Source organism: Pseudomonas sp. G3-39 (assembly GCF_054790485.1).
The window spans coordinates 4488778-4503950 of the sequence record NZ_CP186497.1 but is presented as its reverse complement, the minus strand read 5'-3'; the positions used below and the strand labels follow the sequence as shown (position 1 = coordinate 4503950).

Below are 15173 nucleotides of genomic sequence, written 5' to 3'. Positions count from 1 at the left end.
ACCTGTAATGCGGCGAAAGGAGACGCGAATGATTTTTCCAGACATGAAAGGTCTGCCACTGCACCGGGTGATGGTGCGCACGGTCACTGAATTCGTCGACGACGAGATGTCGACCTACGCCTCGGCACTGGCCTACCAGATGCTGTTCTCGCTGTTCCCGTTCATTCTGTTCCTGATTGCCCTGATCGGTTTCCTGCACCTGCCGGACTTCTTCACCTGGTTGCGCCTGCAGTCGGAACTGGTGCTGCCGCCGCAGGCGCTGGAACAGGTCAACCCGGTGATCGATCAGTTGCAGCAGTCCAAGGGTGGCTTGCTTTCGGTCGGTATCGTCATCGCCCTGTACACCGCATCTGCCGGTGTGCGGCTGATGATGAGTGCGATGAACGCCGCTTACGACGTGGTCGAGGGCCGGCCGATCTGGAAGCGTTTTCCGCTGTCGGTGTTCTACACCGTCGGCATTGCCGGCATGTTGCTGGTGGCGGCCGCACTGATGGTGCTCGGGCCGCAAGTGATGGGCTGGATTGCCGCGCAGGTGGGGCTGGAAGACTTCATCGTCACCGTGTGGACGATTGCGCGCTGGCCGGTGATCGTGTTTCTGATGATGGTCGCGGTGGCGCTGATCTATTACGTGATGCCCGACGTCAAACAGGAATTCCGTTTCATCACCCCCGGCTCGGTACTCGCCGTGGTGGTGTGGATCATCGCCTCACTGGGCTTTGCGTTCTACGTCAAAACCTTCGCCAACTACAACGCGATGTATGGCAGCATCGGGGCGATCATCGTGCTGTTGTTGTATTTCTACATTTCCTCGGCGGTGCTGCTGCTTGGCGCGGAGATGAATGCGGTGATCGAACACATGTCCAGCGAGGGCAAGGACGAGGGCGAGAAAGTCCCCGGCGAACTCGATGAACATCCCAAACAACATGTCTCTGGCCTGGGGCGCGACCACTCGCTCAAGCCGGACACTGACGAAGCCCGACCATGATCCGTGAAATCCTCAAAATGGGCGACGAACGCCTGCTGCGCATTGCTCCACCCGTGCCGCCGGAAATGTTCGACAGCCCCGAGCTGTGGCAATTGATCGATGACATGTTCCAGACCATGGAAAGTGTCGGTGGCGTCGGCCTCGCCGCGCCGCAGATCGGCGTCGACCTGCAACTGGTGATCTTCGGTTTCGAGCACAGCGAACGCTACCCGGACGCCGAAGCGGTGCCGCAGACGATCCTGATCAATCCGCTGATCACGCCGCTGAGTCCGCTGACCGAGGAGGGCTTTGAAGGCTGTCTGTCGGTGCCCGGCCTGCGCGGTGCGGTGGATCGTTATCAGCAGATTCGCTACGAAGGCTTTGATCCCAAGGGCGAGCCGATCGTACGCGTGGCGTCAGGCTTCCATGCGCGGGTAGTGCAGCACGAATGCGATCATCTGATCGGCCGCTTGTATCCGTCGCGGATTACCGATTTCAGCAAGTTCGGCTTTACCGAAGTGATGTTTCCGGATCTCGATCCAACGGCTGACGATTGATCCTGAGACTACCTTCACTTTCCAATGTGGGAGCGAGCCTGCTCGCGAATGTGCTCGATCAGTGATCAATTTGGTGACTGACACACCGTTTTCGCGAGCAGGCTCGCTCCCACAAGGGTATCTGTGATCTTAGATTGAATGTGGTTCCAGCCCCAGCGCAATCATCGGCTTGCTCCGCGCATACCGGCTCAACCGCTCGGCCAGTGCGTAGGGCAGGGCGGGATCGAAAATGAAACCGCGCCGCTCGTAAAACCCGCGCAAATCCGGATGACAGAACAGCCACACCGGCTCCTGCAGATCCTTCACTGCCGCCGCGATCAACTGCGCGGCGATCCCTTGCTCACGGCAACCCGGATCGACAAACAGCCCGGTCAGCCAATACCCGCCCGCCACTGGCCGCAGGCACAGCGCGGCGACGATGTCCTCGCGCCGCGCCACCCACAACTGCGCATCGCGCACCGCCTTCATTGACGATTGGTGGCGGCGGTAAAACTTGTTCATCAACGGCCACAAAGGCTCGTCGAGCAGACTGTACTGGGTATCGGGCATGGGATCGGACTGGCGGCGGGCAAAGCGCCGATTATAAAAGAACGGGCGACGCTGGATAGGTGTATACCTGAGCCTACATCCCTGTGAGTGGAGTACGCATCATGTCCAAAGGTATGGATTCAAAGAAAGCCGCGAAGAAGAAACCGGTGAAGACGGCGATTGAAAAGCGTGCAGAGAAGAAAGCCAAGAAGGTCGATATTTTCGGTCATTGATCACTTCCTTCGGGAGCCCGTCCCCCGGGCTCTCGTTTCAGCGCAAAAATAATCTGCAAGATTGCTCGGCTTCGTTGCACAGAAGGGGAAGACTCCCGTTCCGAGCCACGCCATGCCGAATTACTTCGATGCCGACCATCGCCAGCAGATCGAAACCCTGCGCCAGCGCTTCACCGCCCGCACCGAATGGCCGACATGGCTGCTGCTGATCGGCGTGTATGGCGGCTGGTTCGCGATCATCATCAACAGTCAGTGGCTCGGTCGCGGCTTGAGCACATTGCTGCTGATTCCGCTGCTGGTGCTGTGGCTGTCGGTACAGCATGAATTGCTGCATGGGCATCCGACCCGCTCGGTGCTTTTCAACAAAATCCTCGGTTATGCACCCTTTGCGGTGTGGTACCCGTACACGCTCTACCGAGACAGCCATCTGTTGCATCACCGCGATGAACACCTGACCGTGCCCGGCATCGATCCGGAAAGCCGTTATCTGACGGAGGTGCGTTGGCAGGGCAGTTCCTTGTTCGAACGCAGCCTGCACTGGCTGAATAAAACCGTAATCGGCCGCTTCATCATTGGTGCGCCGCTGGGATTGATCGCACTGGCTGCCGAAGAACTGCAACGCCTGAAAAACCGCGAGCGTCAGGCCTGGTTGATGTGGCTGACCCACGGTGCGTTCAGCGTGTTGATGCTGTGGTTTATCGCGCGCTTCAGCGTGTTGCCGGTCTGGCATTACCTGCTGCTGATCAGTGTGCCGGCACTGTCGATCGCGATGATCCGCTCCTACTATGAACACCGCCCGCACGTTCAGCCGGAGCAGCGCACCGTGCTTAACGAAGCCGGCTGGCCGTGGCGCTGGCTGTTTCTGAATCTGAATTTTCATCTGGTGCATCACGACCTGCCGGGGCTGGCGTGGTATGACTTGCCGGCGGCCTACCGGATGCGCCGCGAACAATGGGTAGCGCGCAGTGGCGGGTTTCTGGTGCAGGGTTATGGGCAGTTGTGGCGGCAGCACGGTTTGAAGCCGATCGACAGTCCGCAACATCCTTACCACTAACCTCAAAAACACCACAAAACCCCTGTGGGAGCGGGCTTGCTCGCGAAAGCGGTGTGTCAATAACGCATATGGAGGCTGACACACCGCATTCGCGAGCAGGCGAAGGCCTACAGTGGAAATCTGTTGTCCGGGAATAATGTGTATGACCCAACACCACCTCGAACTGCTGATGTACACCGCCCCCGAGCCCATTCGCGCGGCCAACGAACGCTGGATCGCCCGCATTCTTGAACACCTCGGCCATTCCCGCCTCAACGCCGCAAGCCTGTCGCTCCCCGAGCTTTGGTTGTCGCCGGATCTGCTGCTGACCCAGACCTGCGGCTATCCCTTGATGACCTTGCTGCGCGATCAGGTACGCATCGTCGGTCGCCCGCGCTACGAATTGCCCGACGCCACTGCCGGCAATCATTGCAGCCTGATTCTCAGCCGTGCTGACGATACGCGCAAAACCCTGGCAGATTTTCGCGGCAGTCGCGGGGTGATCAACAGCGAAGATTCCAACAGCGGCATGAACCTGTTGCGCCAGCGTCTGGCGCCGCTGCACCGCAACGGGCAGTTTTTCGCCACGGTCGGCATCAGTGGGGCGCACCGCGAAAGTCTGCGTTGGTTGCGTGAAGCGCGCGCCGATCTGGCGGCGATCGACAGCGTGACCTATGCGTACCTCGCTCGGCATGCGCCTGAAGAAGTCACTGGATTGCGGGTGGTGGCACGCACTGCGCTCAGTCCGACCTTGCCTTTTATCACCGCCGCGACTGCCACTGATGAGCAGATCGAAAAATTGCGCCGGGTGATGAATCAAGCTTTGCATGAACTGCCGGATGTTGTGCAGACATTGGAGCTGCCAGAGGTGCTGGCGGCCAGCGAAAGCGATTATCAGGTCGTGCTCGACTATCAGCGTGAGGCGGATGAGTTGGGCTACGGCCGCTTGCACTGAACAGCCTTATATCTCCAAAAAGAATATAAAAATGAAATATAAATATTATTAATGCATAAGGCGCCTTGCTACGATCGCGCCACCGGATCACCGGACATTCAGCGACCCTTACCCAGGAGCCCTCATGTCCGGCGCCGACACCGCTCACCGCAATCATCTCGACGCTCTGTTCCGCGCCCACTACCGCTGGCTGTGCACTTACCTGAGCCGACATCTGCACGACTCCGCAGGCGCGGAAGACATCGCCGCCGAAACCTTCGCGCAATTGCTTCAGGCGCCCAGTATCACGGCGATTCGCGAACCGCGCGCCATGCTCACCACGATTGCCCAACGCCTGCTCTATCAGCGCTGGCGTCGGGCGGATCTGGAGCGCCGGCATGCGCAGCAGATCGACGTCGATGCTGCCACTTCACCTGAAGACCTCGCGCAACTGAGCCAGACCCTCAAACGCCTCGATCACAGCCTGCAACGCCTGCCGGGCAAGGTCCGTTCGACCTTCCTGCTGGCACGGATCGATGGCCTGACCTATCCGCAAATCGCCGCCGAACTGGGCATCTCCCAGCGTTCGGTCAGCGTTTACATGAGCCGCTCCCAAGCCCTGTGCGATCGCCACAGCGCCAACCAAATCCTGACAGACAAGAGGTCCGCATGAGATCGATCAAAACCCTGCTTGGCCGTTCGTTACTGGCGCTGAGCCTGAGCGTCGGCGCTGTTTCGGCGGCGGAAAAAACCGCACCGATCCACTTCGGTGACATCACTTGGGAAAGCGGCAGTTTCATCACCGAAGTGCTGCGCCTGATCGTCGAAAAAGGTTACGGCTACCCGACCGACACGCTGCCGGGCAGCACCGTCAGCCTGGAAGCGGCGCTGGCGAAAAACGATATTCAGGTGATCGGCGAGGAATGGGCCGGGCGCAGTCCGGCGTGGGTCAAGGCGGCCAATGAAGGCAAGGTGTTCGGCCTTGGCGACACGGTCAAGGGCGCGACCGAGGGCTGGTGGGTGCCGGAATACGTGATCAAGGGCGACCCCGAGCGCGGGATCAAACCATTGGCACCGGAGCTGAAATCGGTGGCCGACCTGCCGCGCTACAAGGACGTGTTCCGCGACCCGGAAGACCCGCGCCGCGGACGCTTCCTCAACAGCCCGACCGGCTGGACCTCGGAAATCGTCAACAGCCAGAAACTCAAGGCCTATGCGCTGACCGACAGCTACGTCAACTTCCGCACCGGCTCCGGCGCGGCGCTGGATGCCGAGGTGGCGTCGTCGATCAAACGCGGCAAACCGGTGCTGTTCTACTACTGGTCGCCGACGCCGCTGCTCGGGCGCTTCAAACTGGTGAAGCTCGAAGAGCCACCGTTCGATGCTGAGGCCTGGAAAACCCTGGCCGACGCCAACAACCCGAATCCCAAGGGCACCCGCTCGATGCCGGCCAGCCTGGCGATAGGCGTGTCGGCGCCGTTCAAGGCGCAATACCCGGAGCTGGTGTCGTTCTTCGAGAAAGTCGATTTGCCGATTGATCTGCTGAACCAGACCCTGGCCGGAATGAGCGAAAAACGCCAGCCACCGCGGCAGGTAGCCGAAGCATTTTTACGCGATCAGCCGCAGGTATGGAAGGCGTGGGTGCCGGGGGAGGTGGCGAGCAAGGTGACGGCGGGGCTTTGAGTTTCTGCCGGTTGATCGGTGTTGTTTGAACTGATGCCTTCGCGAGCAGGCTCGCTCCCACACTGGATTTTTGACGTGCACAAAACCCCTGTGGGAGCGAGCCTGCTCGCGAATGATCTAAAGACTTACACCGCTTCCGCCGCCAACGCCGCCATTACGGTCGGCCGCTGCTCAATCCGCGCCTGAAACCGCGCAAGTGCCGGCCACTGCGCCAGTTCGATCCCGAACAACCCGGCCCAGCGCAACACCACAAACAACAAGGCATCCGCGACGCTGAAGCCGCTCGGCAACAGATACTCCTGCTGCTCCAGCACCCTGACCAACACCGCAAAACGCTTGAACAACTTCTCCTTGATCACCTCGGCCGGCAACCGCTCATCGAACAGCGCACCAAGCCCGCCGTGGATCTCGCTCGAAATGAAATTCAGCCACTCCTGCAAACGCAGCCTTTCAAAACTGCCGGGTGCTGGCGCCAGTCCCGATTGTGGTTGCAGATCCGCCAGATATTGCAGGATCACCGGGCCTTCGGTCAGTACCGTGCCGTCGTCCAGTTGCAGGGCCGCGACGTACCCCTTGGGATTGATCGCGAGAAAGTCTTCACCGCTGGCGGTGCGCTTGCTGCGGTTGTCGACGCGAATCAGCACGAAGGGCAGCTTAAGTTCGCGCAAGACAATGTGCGGCGCCAGTGAACAGGCTTGCGGGGCGTAATACAGCTTCATCGGCAGCTCTCTGGTGAGGAATTGGCGCCAGTGTCATAGTGCGCCGCACCCTCGGTAAAATTAATCTTTCAGAAACCTGCCATAAGGACAGCTACTGGCATGATGAACCTGATGCATTGGCGGCTGGTGGTCGCCGTGGCCGATCACGGCAACATCACCCGCGCTGCCGAGCGGGTCGGCATGACCCAGTCCGGCGCGAGCCAGGCCCTGGCGCTGATGGAAGAAACCCTCGGCGTGCAACTGTTCAGCCGCGAAAGCCGACAGACCTTGCCCACCGCCATCGGCCTGCCGGTGATCGAACAGGCGCGGCTGATGCTCGGTGCGCTGGAGACCATTCGCCAGACTGTCGACAGCGTTCGCCCGATGCTGCGCGGGACGATCCGCCTGGCGAGTTTTCCCATGGTGCTGGCGAGTTTTCTGCCACCGCTGCTGCGCCAGTTCAATCGGCTTTACCCGGGGATCGAAGTGGTGGCGCTGGAGGTCAGCGACGACGAGGTGGAAACCTTGTTGGCGGCCGGTCTGGTGGATGTTGGTGTGGTGCTCAACCCGGCGCCCGAGCGCAATGCCGGGCCGTTGGGCCGTGATGAATGGGTGGCGGTCGTGCCGGCAGGGCACCCTTTGGCGCTGCGGGGGATCGAGCAGGGCGTCAGCCTGCAAGAACTGACGGCGCTGCCCTTTGTGCTGGCCACCGGCGGTTGCTCGACCAACGCCCGCAGCCTCGCCGCCGAGGCCGGGTTGCAGTTGCAGGACGTGCGGGTCGAGGTGCGCGAATGGAGCAGCGCCTTCACGTTGGTGCGGGAAAATCTCGGCGTGACCCTGGTGCCGGAAATGACCTTGCCGGCCGAGCGCCAGGGCTTGCGCGTGATTGCCCTGCAGCCAAGTATCGAACGGGTCTTTTCGCTGGTGCTGCCTGCGGGGCAGACGCCGTCAGCGACGGTGCAGGCGTTGCTGGATCTGGTGGCGGAGACGGCGGGCGCGACAGCTCGCTGAACCGTTTCTTGTGCAAAAAGTGCCAGATACTGGCCGACTAGTGGCCTTGCGCACGGCATGGCGATGGCTATGCTAGCTGTAACTAACTATGTCGACCGTCATCTGTTAGCCGTGATTTCAACGCTGCCAGAGTGCGCAACCCAAGGCACCGGACACTGAACCAACAAGGAGCAAGTTGTACATGGAAGTTTTCTGCACGTTAGGGCTGGCCCGCTGCTGGGCTATCAAGAGAAGGATGTCTTGATTAGAGCGTCGCTGCATGGACCCTCGGATTAAACATCATTTATCACCTGACAACTTCCTCCCGTGGAGGAATGCGTGTGCCTGTTCTGTGGAACGTAGTGGTGGATGCTGAAAGACCTGACTTTCATCAAATCAAAAGACCGCGCGGAAGGTGATACAACCATGTTCAACCTACATCACAAGGCTGACCTGCAGGAAATCGAGCGTTTCAGCTGCGCCTTGACCGAAGCCAACGCCAAGCTCGAAGCGATCAGCCGCTCCATGGCGATGATCGAATTTACCCCCGAGGGCATTGTTCTGGATGCCAACGAAAACTTCTGCAAGACCATGGGTTACAGCGCCGAGGAAGTGCGGGGAAAACATCACCGGGTGTTTTGCGAAGAAGCGTTTTACCGCAGCGAGGAGTACGCCAGATTGTGGCGCGACCTGGCCCGGGGTGAGCCGATCAGCGGCACGTTTCTGCGCTTGAACAAGTCCGGTAAGGAGATCTGGCTGGAAGCCAGTTACATGCCGGTGTACGGCCCGGACAAACAAGTCAAAAGTGTGATCAAAGTGGCGTCGGACATCACCGCCCGAGTCAACAAAGAGCACGAAGAAGAAAGCATGCTGGCGGCGATCAGCCGTTCGATGGCGGTGATCGAGTTCACCCCGGACGGCAACGTGATTACCGCCAACGACAACTTTCTGAAAACCATGCAGTACTCGCTCAACGAAATCGTTGGCCATCACCACAGCATGTTCTGTCACCGTTCCGAATCCGAATCGGCGCAGTACAAGGCGTTCTGGGCGTCGCTCAATCGCGGCGAATATCACTCGCACCGTTTCGAACGCAAGAACAAGTCCGGGCAGATGGTTTATCTCGAAGCCTCGTACAACCCGCTGTTCGACACCAAGGGCCGTTTGTACAAGGTGGTGAAGTTCGCCAGCGACATCACCCAACAAATGACTACGCTGCAGAACGCCGCGGAATCGGCCCACAGCACCTCGGTACAGAACGACGCCTGCGCGCAAAAAGGCTCACAGGTGGTGCAGCAGACGGTGCAGATCATTCAGGACATTTCCCGCGACCTCAACGAAGCGGCGCTGAGCATTGATGCGGTCAGCAAACAGTCGGACATCATCGGCACCATCGTCCAGACCATTCGCGGCATCGCCGACCAGACCAACCTGCTGGCGCTCAACGCGGCCATCGAAGCGGCGCGAGCCGGTGAACACGGACGCGGTTTTGCGGTGGTGGCGGACGAGGTGCGCAGTCTCGCGGCGCGCACCAGTCAGGCGACCCTGGAGATTGTCGAAGTGGTACGCAAAAACCATGACCTGTCGCTGAGCGCGGTGTCGAGCATGCAGTCGAGCCTGAGCCGCACCGGGCTGGGTGTGGAGTTGGCGAATGAGGCGGGGGAGGTGATTCTGGAAATTCAGCAGGGATCGCGACATGTGGTGGATGCGATCGGGCAGTTCAATGCGACGTTGCAACTAAACTGACACCCATCAACAACGGTAGGAGTGAGCCTGCTCGCGATTGCGGTGCGTCAGTCACTGGATAAGCAACTGATGTATCGCTATCGCGAGCAGGCTCACTCCTACATTGGTTTCTAAGCAACTTTCAGATCAAAGCGCCGCGAGAAACTTGTCCGCCAGTTTGTCGCTGTCTTTGACGTCATTGACGTTGTCTTTTTCCGCTTGCGCCAGCTTCATCTTGTCCTGCAGACGCTCGGCGATCTCTTTGCCGATGGCCAGTTGTTTCTCCGGCGGCATGGCTTTGATGTCGTCTTCGGTGATGCCCATGCTCTGAAGGATACTGTCGCGCAGGCGCTGTTCCGGCGACTTGCTCATGTAGTCCTTGAACGCGTCAGTGGCCGAGGTCCCGGTGGTGGTGCCGGCCGCCGTAGCGTCGGTGGTTTGCAGGCCGACACGGGTCTTGGCGAAGGCCTCGTCGACGTTGTCGCTGATGCGCGTAGCGGCGGCCACTTGCTGGGTGGCGATCTGCGTGGCCGAATCCTCAACCTTGGAGGTCGCGTCGGTCGCCTGCGACTGGGCTTGGTTCTGTAGCGATTGCAGTATGGCGCCGTGCAGGCCGCTTTGCAGACCGGCAGCGGCGGTCGTGGTCGCGTCATCCGCCAGCCGCTTGGGCAGGTGGATGAGCTGCTGCTGTTTGGCACTGACCAACATCATGATGGAGCCCTATGGATAATTGCTGACGGGCCTGAAGCAGCAATTACCGTGCCTTCGCGCAAAAACACATGATTTCAACGAGTTACGCAACTTGTGCGCCGAACAAAGCGGTCATCCCTTGCCGTCGGGCGGCAGAGGATGACCGTGTGGCCTCAGCGGTGGGCAATGTTTTCCAGCGCCAGATTGCGCGTGCGCGGGCCGAACCAGCCGATGGTCAGCATCACGATCAGCATGCTGCTGACAATGAACGCGAGCACCCCGGGCGTGCCGAAGTTGTCGAGGAACAGCCCGATCAACAGGCTGCTGAACACCGTCGACAAGCGACTGAACGAATAACAGAAGCCCACCGCCCGGGCGCGGATGTTGGTCGGGAACAGTTCGCTCTGGTACGAGTGATAACTGAAACTCAGCCACGCATTGCAAAAGGTGATCATCACTCCGCAGACGATCAGGCCGAAGGCGCTGGTCTGCAACGCGAACAAAGTGCCGAAAGTCATCGCGCCAAGGGCCGAGCCGACGATCTGCCACTTGTTCTCGAAACGGTTGGCAAACTTCACGAACAGCAACGGCCCGAGCGGGTAGGCGAGGGTGATGATGAACGCATACATAAGGCTGTGGGTGACACTCACACCCTGGCCGGAAAGCAACGCCGGCAGCCAGTTACCAAAACCGAAGAAACCGATCGCCTGGAACACGTGAAACACGATCAGCATCAATGCGCGACGCCGATATGGCGGCTGCCAGATGTCGGCGAAGCGACCCTTGCCCTCGACATCCACGGGCACCGTTTCCGGAGCGTCCAGCGGTTGGCGGTGATCCTTCTCGCAGCGGGCTTCGATGTCATCGAGAATCCTGTTCGCTTCATCGAACCGCCCATGCTGCGCCAGCCAGCGCGGCGACTCCGGCAGGCGCTTGCGCAGCCACCAGATGAACAGCGCAAACACCGCACTCGCCAGCACCACCCAACGCCAGCCGGACACACCGAACGGCGCCTGCGGCACCAGCCACCAGGACATGAGTGCCACTGCCGGCACCGAGAGAAACTGCACGAAAAACGCGAAGGCAAACGCCGAACTGCGCATGCGTTTGGGCACCAGCTCCGAGAGGTAGGCGTCGATGGTCACCAGCTCGATACCGAGGCCGATGCCCACCAGAAAGCGCATGCATATGATCCCCAGCGCCGAGCTTTGAATCCCCATCAGCACCGTGGCCACGGTGTACCAGACCAGCGCAAAGGTGAAGATCGCGCGACGGCCGAATCGATCGGCCAACGGGCTGAGCAGGCTGGCGCCGAGGAACAGGCCGAGGAAGGTCGCCGACGCGAACGCCGCCTGATCGGAGAAGCCGAACACGCCCTGATTGCCGGTGGCGAATATCCCGTCACGGATCAGTCCCGGACTGATGTAGGCGGTCTGGAACAAATCGTAGAGTTCGAAGAAACCACCAATCGACAACAACGCGACCAATCGCCAGATGGTGGCGACGGCGGGCAGGCGGTCGATGCGGGCGGAAATCTCGGCGGCGCGTATCGGGTCGATGCCGTCGCTTTGCGCGGCGGCGGGGGCGTGAGCAGTCATCTGCGGATCCATTTTTTATTGATGGAAAAGCTTAGCCTGCTATCGGAGTTGATGGATTGTGAATTTCGGCGGTTAGCCCCGGAGAACCGCCGATTACTTGCAATAACTGCTTACCAATTAACGATTTATGCCGCAGCGGCCGAATCAGGCAGCGCCGATGCCGGCAAGCCGAAGACGTGATCGAACAGCCAGTTGAAGGCAAACGTGTAGCACGGGATGAAGATGATCAGCGCCAGATCCAGCAGGAACGCCTGCACCAGACTGATGCTCATCCACCAGGCGATCAGCGGAATCAGGAACACGATCAGCGTCAGTTGGAAACCCACTGCATGAGCGATGCGCCGCTTGACCGTGCGGGTGCGCGACTGCTGGCGGCTTTCCCAGTGCTCGAACAGCGAGGTGTAGATGAAATTCCAGGTCACGGCGATGGTGGTGATGATCACCGCCAGTGGGCCTGTGCTGCCGGGCGACGTGCCGGACAACAGTGCCAGGCCGAGGGCCGAGAAGGTCATGCCGATCACTTCGTAGAGCGACACGTAGACCAGTTTGCGTTTGACGCCTTGCATGGAGATTTGCCTCTTTCTTGCAACGTGTTGGCCAGCGAGACTGGCGAAGACGGCAAAAGATAGCTTCAATAGGCGTGACAGAAAAAGTCAGTAGCTTTCAGTTTTGGTGATAGGTAGATGAAGTGAATTTCAACAGCGACAGCATCGAACTGTTCCTCGCAGTGATCGAGCGTGGCTCGTTTTCCGCTGCTGCCCGCGCTTTGGGCCGGGTACCTTCCGCGGTCAGCATGGGCATCGGCAACCTTGAGGCGGAGCTTGGCTATGCCTTGTTCGACCGCAGCCATCGTGAACCGCAACCGACGGCGATGGCGCTGTCACTGGTGCCCCACGCGCGGCTGATTGCCGAGCAGCTCAAGCAACTGCAAGTGCATGCGGTGGAGTTGTCGCTGGGGCTGGAGAGCAAGTTGTCGATTGGCGTGGTCGCGGACATTGACCGGCGCCGCTTGCTCGCCGCGATCAAGGTGATTGCCGAGCGTCATCCGCTGCTCGACATTGAAGTGCTGAGCGCGCCGCAGGACGATGTGCTGGCAATGCTGCACAGTGGCCGCGTCAGCGTGTGTCTGGCGTTTGCCGGGTTGAGCATGAACGTGCTGGAGCGTTTTCAGTTTGTCGGCAGCGAACGGATGATCGCCACGCTCGCGGCGGACAGTCCGTTGTTGCAGGGGCAGGATCTGTTTCTCGAAGACCTGGTGCACGTGCGGCAGATCTTCGTCGCCAGTCGCGACTTGCCGATCAGCGAAACCCGACCGCTGGTGGCCGAATCGCATTGGCGCACCGACACCCTGGAGACTGCATTGGAGATGGTCGAGGCGGGGCTGGGCTGGGGCAATTTCCCGTTGTCGGTGGTGCAGCCGTGGCTGGACAGCGGGCGCTTGAAGCGACTGAATTTCCGCAACATCGAAAACGGCCTGGTACTGCCGGTGCATGCGGTGTGGCTCAAGAGCCAGCCGCTGCAGAAGGGCGCGTCGGCTCTCGTCGAACTGCTCAGCCACTGAACCCGACACAAAACACTGTAGGAGTGAGCCTGCTCGCGATAGCGTTGTGTCAGGCGATGCATGTGTTAAATGACACACCGCTATCGCGAGCAGGCTCACTCCTACAGGGGGTGTGTTCAACTCAGCATTTGAGAAGGATCAGGTACTCTCGCGAATCTTCAATTCAAAACCCATATCCTCAACCGGCCGCGCCACGCTGTTGCCCGCCATCAACGTCAACATCTGCTCCGCCGCACGCCGGCCGATCGCCTCGCGTGGGGTGTTGATGCTGCTCAGGCGCGGGACCATGTGTTCGGACATCGGCAAGTCGTTGAAGCCGAGAATCGCCACCTGCTCGGGGATCTTGATCCCGTTGCGCAGCGCCTCCAGCAGCGCACCCTGCGCCAGGTCGTCGTTGCCGAAGAAGATCGCATCCACATCCGGATGCGCCGCCAGCAGTTGCAGGAACAGTTCACCGCCTAGGCCCACGGACGAGGAGCGCGGGGTCAGCACTTCCAGATCCGGGTCGTAGCGCCCGGCCTTCTGCAGGGCTTTGCGGAAACCTTCACCGCGCAACAAGGTGCGCTGATCCAGTTGCGCACCGATGTAGGCCAGACGCTTGCGACCGCGCGAGAGCAAATGTTCGGCCGCGGTTTCGCCGGCGCTGAGCTGCGAGAAACCCACGCAATTCACTCCGGCGGCGCTGTCGAGTTCCATCATGTACACGCAGGGAATATTGCTGGCCTCGATCATCCGCCGCGAACTTTCCGTGCGATCAAACCCGGTCAGCAGCAAACCACGCGGCTGATAAGCCATGTAGTTGCGCAGCAGGTTCTCTTCTTCATCGCGCGAATAGTGGAAGTTGCCGATCAGCACTTCGAAGCCCTTGGGTGTCAGCACCCGATGAATGGCTTCCAGCGTATCGATGAACAACAGGTTGGACAGCGATGGCACCAGCACCACCACTGAATGGCTCTGCGCCGAGGCCAATGCGCGGGCGGCAGGGTTGACCACGTAGTTGAGTTCAAGCGCGGCTTTCTGCACTTTTTCCACCAACTCCGTGGCCACCGTGCTGACCCCGCGCAAGGCGCGGGAGGCGGTAATCGGGCTCACGCCGGCGAGGCGGGCAACTTCATTAAGGGTGGGACGGCCGGTGGTGCGAGTGTTTTTATCGTTTTTAGGGGTGGTCATCGGGCGGCTTGCCAAACAAAAATCAAGGCACTAAGGTAGCGCTGTCCTGATGCAGCTGCAAATGCGTAAGCGAGGTCCTGCCTGATCTTCGCTTTTTGGCGTTGGGAACAAACCTGCTGCAACCCAAAAAAACGACAAGAAGGCGTCGGCAACTTCTGCCTGTGCACTAGAGTCATAGCTAGCAAAGGTAGCGCTGTCTGCGCGCTGAGGTGTTATATGAGTCATCCCATCACCGCCCTGGTCATCATGGGCGTTGCCGGTTGCGGCAAGACGTGCGTCAGCGAGGCCCTGTGCCAATTGAGCGGCGCCACTGCCATTGAAGGCGATACTTTTCATCCGGCCGCCAACATCGAAAAGATGAGCGCGGGGATCCCCCTGAACGACGACGACCGTGCCGGCTGGCTCGACAGCCTGTGCGATGAACTGCGTCGCGTCGATGCATCGGGTAAACGCCCGGTGCTGACCTGCTCTGCCCTTAAACACAGTTATCGCGAAGTGCTACGCAGTGCCTTGCCGGGCCTGGGCTTCGTGTTTCTTGAGCTGACCCCTGAAGTCGCCGCCGACCGCGTATCGCATCGTCCGGGCCACTTTATGCCGGCAACGTTGATCGAAAGCCAGTTCGCCACCCTCGAATCGCCGGTAGGTGAGCCGTTGACCCTGGCGCTGAATGCTTCGATCCACAGCGTTGAAGAACTGGCGGCCCAGGCGCACGTCTGGTGGCAGGCCCACGGTTTGAAACAGGCGGTATGAGTGTGTTGAAAGAGCTAGCGCTGTCCTCACGAATTCTGTTTAACCCGCTTTAATAACAA

The 15173-nt window shown here is 60.0% G+C and carries 16 protein-coding genes and 1 pseudogene; 11 read left to right on the top strand and 6 right to left on the bottom strand.

Going from position 1 to position 15173, the window contains the following annotated elements; all coding sequences use genetic code 11:
* Nucleotides 1–28 precede the first annotated feature (28 nt).
* A complete protein-coding gene (locus tag ACOYXG_RS20230; protein ID WP_027612574.1) occupies nucleotides 29–985 on the top strand; it encodes a YihY/virulence factor BrkB family protein in 957 nt (318 codons plus the stop codon).
* Nucleotides 982–1521, top strand: coding sequence for a peptide deformylase (gene def / locus ACOYXG_RS20225; protein WP_003227403.1), 540 nt, complete (start codon nucleotides 982–984; stop codon nucleotides 1519–1521). The genes ACOYXG_RS20230 and def overlap by 4 nt, the downstream gene beginning before the upstream one ends.
* Nucleotides 1522–1650: 129 nt before the next feature.
* Here the strand turns inward: def and ACOYXG_RS20220 are convergent, their stop codons facing one another.
* A complete protein-coding gene (locus ACOYXG_RS20220; RefSeq protein ID WP_460353623.1) occupies nucleotides 1651–2070 on the bottom strand; it encodes a GNAT family N-acetyltransferase in 420 nt (139 codons plus the stop codon).
* 324 nt (nucleotides 2071–2394) lie between these two features.
* On the opposite strand from ACOYXG_RS20220, the gene ACOYXG_RS20215 reads away from it, so the two are divergent.
* The 4 genes from ACOYXG_RS20215 (at nucleotide 2395) to ACOYXG_RS20200 (ending at nucleotide 5932) form a co-directional block, all read left to right on the top strand.
* Complete coding sequence (locus tag ACOYXG_RS20215) at nucleotides 2395–3336, top strand: fatty acid desaturase (protein WP_460353621.1); 942 nt, start codon at nucleotides 2395–2397, stop codon at nucleotides 3334–3336.
* Nucleotides 3337–3478: 142 nt separating this feature from the next.
* Complete coding sequence (locus ACOYXG_RS20210) at nucleotides 3479–4270, top strand: phosphate/phosphite/phosphonate ABC transporter substrate-binding protein (protein WP_097085897.1); 792 nt, start codon at nucleotides 3479–3481, stop codon at nucleotides 4268–4270.
* 124 nt (nucleotides 4271–4394) lie between these two features.
* Nucleotides 4395–4922: a sigma-70 family RNA polymerase sigma factor gene (locus ACOYXG_RS20205; protein WP_460353618.1), complete on the top strand. Its 528-nt coding sequence runs from the start codon at nucleotides 4395–4397 to the stop codon at nucleotides 4920–4922.
* Nucleotides 4919–5932, top strand: a complete 1014-nt coding sequence (locus ACOYXG_RS20200) for an ABC transporter substrate-binding protein (protein ID WP_460353615.1) — start codon at nucleotides 4919–4921, stop codon at nucleotides 5930–5932. The genes ACOYXG_RS20205 and ACOYXG_RS20200 overlap by 4 nt, the downstream gene beginning before the upstream one ends.
* 125 nt (nucleotides 5933–6057) lie before the next feature.
* Here the strand turns inward: ACOYXG_RS20200 and gstA are convergent, their stop codons facing one another.
* A complete protein-coding gene (gene gstA / locus ACOYXG_RS20195) occupies nucleotides 6058–6651 on the bottom strand; it encodes a glutathione transferase GstA (RefSeq protein ID WP_460353612.1) in 594 nt (197 codons plus the stop codon).
* 99 nt (nucleotides 6652–6750) lie between these two features.
* Here gstA and ACOYXG_RS20190 point away from each other — a divergent pair, with 99 nt between their 5' ends.
* The 3 genes and pseudogenes from ACOYXG_RS20190 (at nucleotide 6751) to ACOYXG_RS20180 (ending at nucleotide 9366) form a co-directional block, all read left to right on the top strand.
* The gene (locus tag ACOYXG_RS20190) at nucleotides 6751–7641 is read left to right on the top strand and encodes a LysR family transcriptional regulator (protein ID WP_460353609.1); all 891 of its coding nucleotides are present in this window, start codon (nucleotides 6751–6753) and stop codon (nucleotides 7639–7641) included.
* A 348-nt stretch (nucleotides 7642–7989) separates the two neighbouring features.
* Nucleotides 7990–8823: pseudogene (locus tag ACOYXG_RS20185) on the top strand (PAS domain-containing protein); the annotation flags it as partial.
* A gap of 3 nt (nucleotides 8824–8826) precedes the next feature.
* Complete coding sequence (locus ACOYXG_RS20180; protein ID WP_256214240.1) at nucleotides 8827–9366, top strand: methyl-accepting chemotaxis protein; 540 nt, start codon at nucleotides 8827–8829, stop codon at nucleotides 9364–9366.
* Nucleotides 9367–9492: 126 nt separating this feature from the next.
* Here ACOYXG_RS20180 and ACOYXG_RS20175 read toward each other — a convergent pair whose 3' ends face one another.
* The 3 genes from ACOYXG_RS20175 to ACOYXG_RS20165 all read right to left on the bottom strand — a co-directional run bounded on the left by ACOYXG_RS20175 (nucleotide 9493) and on the right by ACOYXG_RS20165 (nucleotide 12199).
* Nucleotides 9493–10053, bottom strand: coding sequence for a hypothetical protein (locus ACOYXG_RS20175; RefSeq protein WP_460358515.1), 561 nt, complete (start codon nucleotides 10051–10053; stop codon nucleotides 9493–9495).
* Nucleotides 10054–10208: 155 nt separating this feature from the next.
* On the bottom strand, nucleotides 10209–11633 hold the full coding sequence (locus ACOYXG_RS20170) for an MFS transporter (RefSeq protein WP_134787161.1): 1425 nt from the start codon (nucleotides 11631–11633) through the stop codon (nucleotides 10209–10211).
* Nucleotides 11634–11758: 125 nt separating this feature from the next.
* A complete protein-coding gene (locus ACOYXG_RS20165; protein WP_460353606.1) occupies nucleotides 11759–12199 on the bottom strand; it encodes a PACE efflux transporter in 441 nt (146 codons plus the stop codon).
* Between the two features lie 122 nt (nucleotides 12200–12321).
* Between ACOYXG_RS20165 and ACOYXG_RS20160 the strand changes: the two genes are divergently transcribed.
* Nucleotides 12322–13194 carry a LysR family transcriptional regulator gene (locus tag ACOYXG_RS20160; RefSeq protein WP_460353604.1) on the top strand — a complete coding sequence of 291 codons (873 nt, stop codon included), beginning with the start codon at nucleotides 12322–12324 and terminating at the stop codon, nucleotides 13192–13194.
* Between the two features lie 138 nt (nucleotides 13195–13332).
* Here the strand turns inward: ACOYXG_RS20160 and gntR are convergent, their stop codons facing one another.
* Nucleotides 13333–14364: an HTH-type transcriptional regulator GntR gene (gntR, locus tag ACOYXG_RS20155; protein WP_047295927.1), complete on the bottom strand. Its 1032-nt coding sequence runs from the start codon at nucleotides 14362–14364 to the stop codon at nucleotides 13333–13335.
* 216 nt (nucleotides 14365–14580) lie between these two features.
* Here gntR and ACOYXG_RS20150 point away from each other — a divergent pair, with 216 nt between their 5' ends.
* On the top strand, nucleotides 14581–15114 hold the full coding sequence (locus tag ACOYXG_RS20150; protein WP_027612589.1) for a gluconokinase: 534 nt from the start codon (nucleotides 14581–14583) through the stop codon (nucleotides 15112–15114).
* Nucleotides 15115–15173: the final 59 nt, after the last annotated feature.

Coding starts and splice junctions, on each gene's coding strand:
- ACOYXG_RS20175 (WP_460358515.1), bottom strand. CDS start 10,053: ATGTTGGTCAGTGCCAAACAGCAGCAGCTCATCCACCTGCCCAAGCGG.
- ACOYXG_RS20200 (WP_460353615.1), top strand. CDS start 4,919: ATGAGATCGATCAAAACCCTGCTTGGCCGTTCGTTACTGGCGCTGAGC.
- ACOYXG_RS20190 (WP_460353609.1), top strand. CDS start 6,751: ATGATGAACCTGATGCATTGGCGGCTGGTGGTCGCCGTGGCCGATCAC.
- ACOYXG_RS20150 (WP_027612589.1), top strand. CDS start 14,581: ATGAGTCATCCCATCACCGCCCTGGTCATCATGGGCGTTGCCGGTTGC.
- ACOYXG_RS20165 (WP_460353606.1), bottom strand. CDS start 12,199: ATGCAAGGCGTCAAACGCAAACTGGTCTACGTGTCGCTCTACGAAGTG.
- ACOYXG_RS20230 (WP_027612574.1), top strand. CDS start 29: ATGATTTTTCCAGACATGAAAGGTCTGCCACTGCACCGGGTGATGGTG.
- ACOYXG_RS20215 (WP_460353621.1), top strand. CDS start 2,395: ATGCCGAATTACTTCGATGCCGACCATCGCCAGCAGATCGAAACCCTG.
- ACOYXG_RS20210 (WP_097085897.1), top strand. CDS start 3,479: ATGACCCAACACCACCTCGAACTGCTGATGTACACCGCCCCCGAGCCC.
- gntR (WP_047295927.1), bottom strand. CDS start 14,364: ATGACCACCCCTAAAAACGATAAAAACACTCGCACCACCGGCCGTCCC.
- ACOYXG_RS20180 (WP_256214240.1), top strand. CDS start 8,827: ATGACTACGCTGCAGAACGCCGCGGAATCGGCCCACAGCACCTCGGTA.
- ACOYXG_RS20205 (WP_460353618.1), top strand. CDS start 4,395: ATGTCCGGCGCCGACACCGCTCACCGCAATCATCTCGACGCTCTGTTC.
- ACOYXG_RS20220 (WP_460353623.1), bottom strand. CDS start 2,070: ATGCCCGATACCCAGTACAGTCTGCTCGACGAGCCTTTGTGGCCGTTG.
- gstA (WP_460353612.1), bottom strand. CDS start 6,651: ATGAAGCTGTATTACGCCCCGCAAGCCTGTTCACTGGCGCCGCACATT.
- ACOYXG_RS20170 (WP_134787161.1), bottom strand. CDS start 11,633: ATGACTGCTCACGCCCCCGCCGCCGCGCAAAGCGACGGCATCGACCCG.
- def (WP_003227403.1), top strand. CDS start 982: ATGATCCGTGAAATCCTCAAAATGGGCGACGAACGCCTGCTGCGCATT.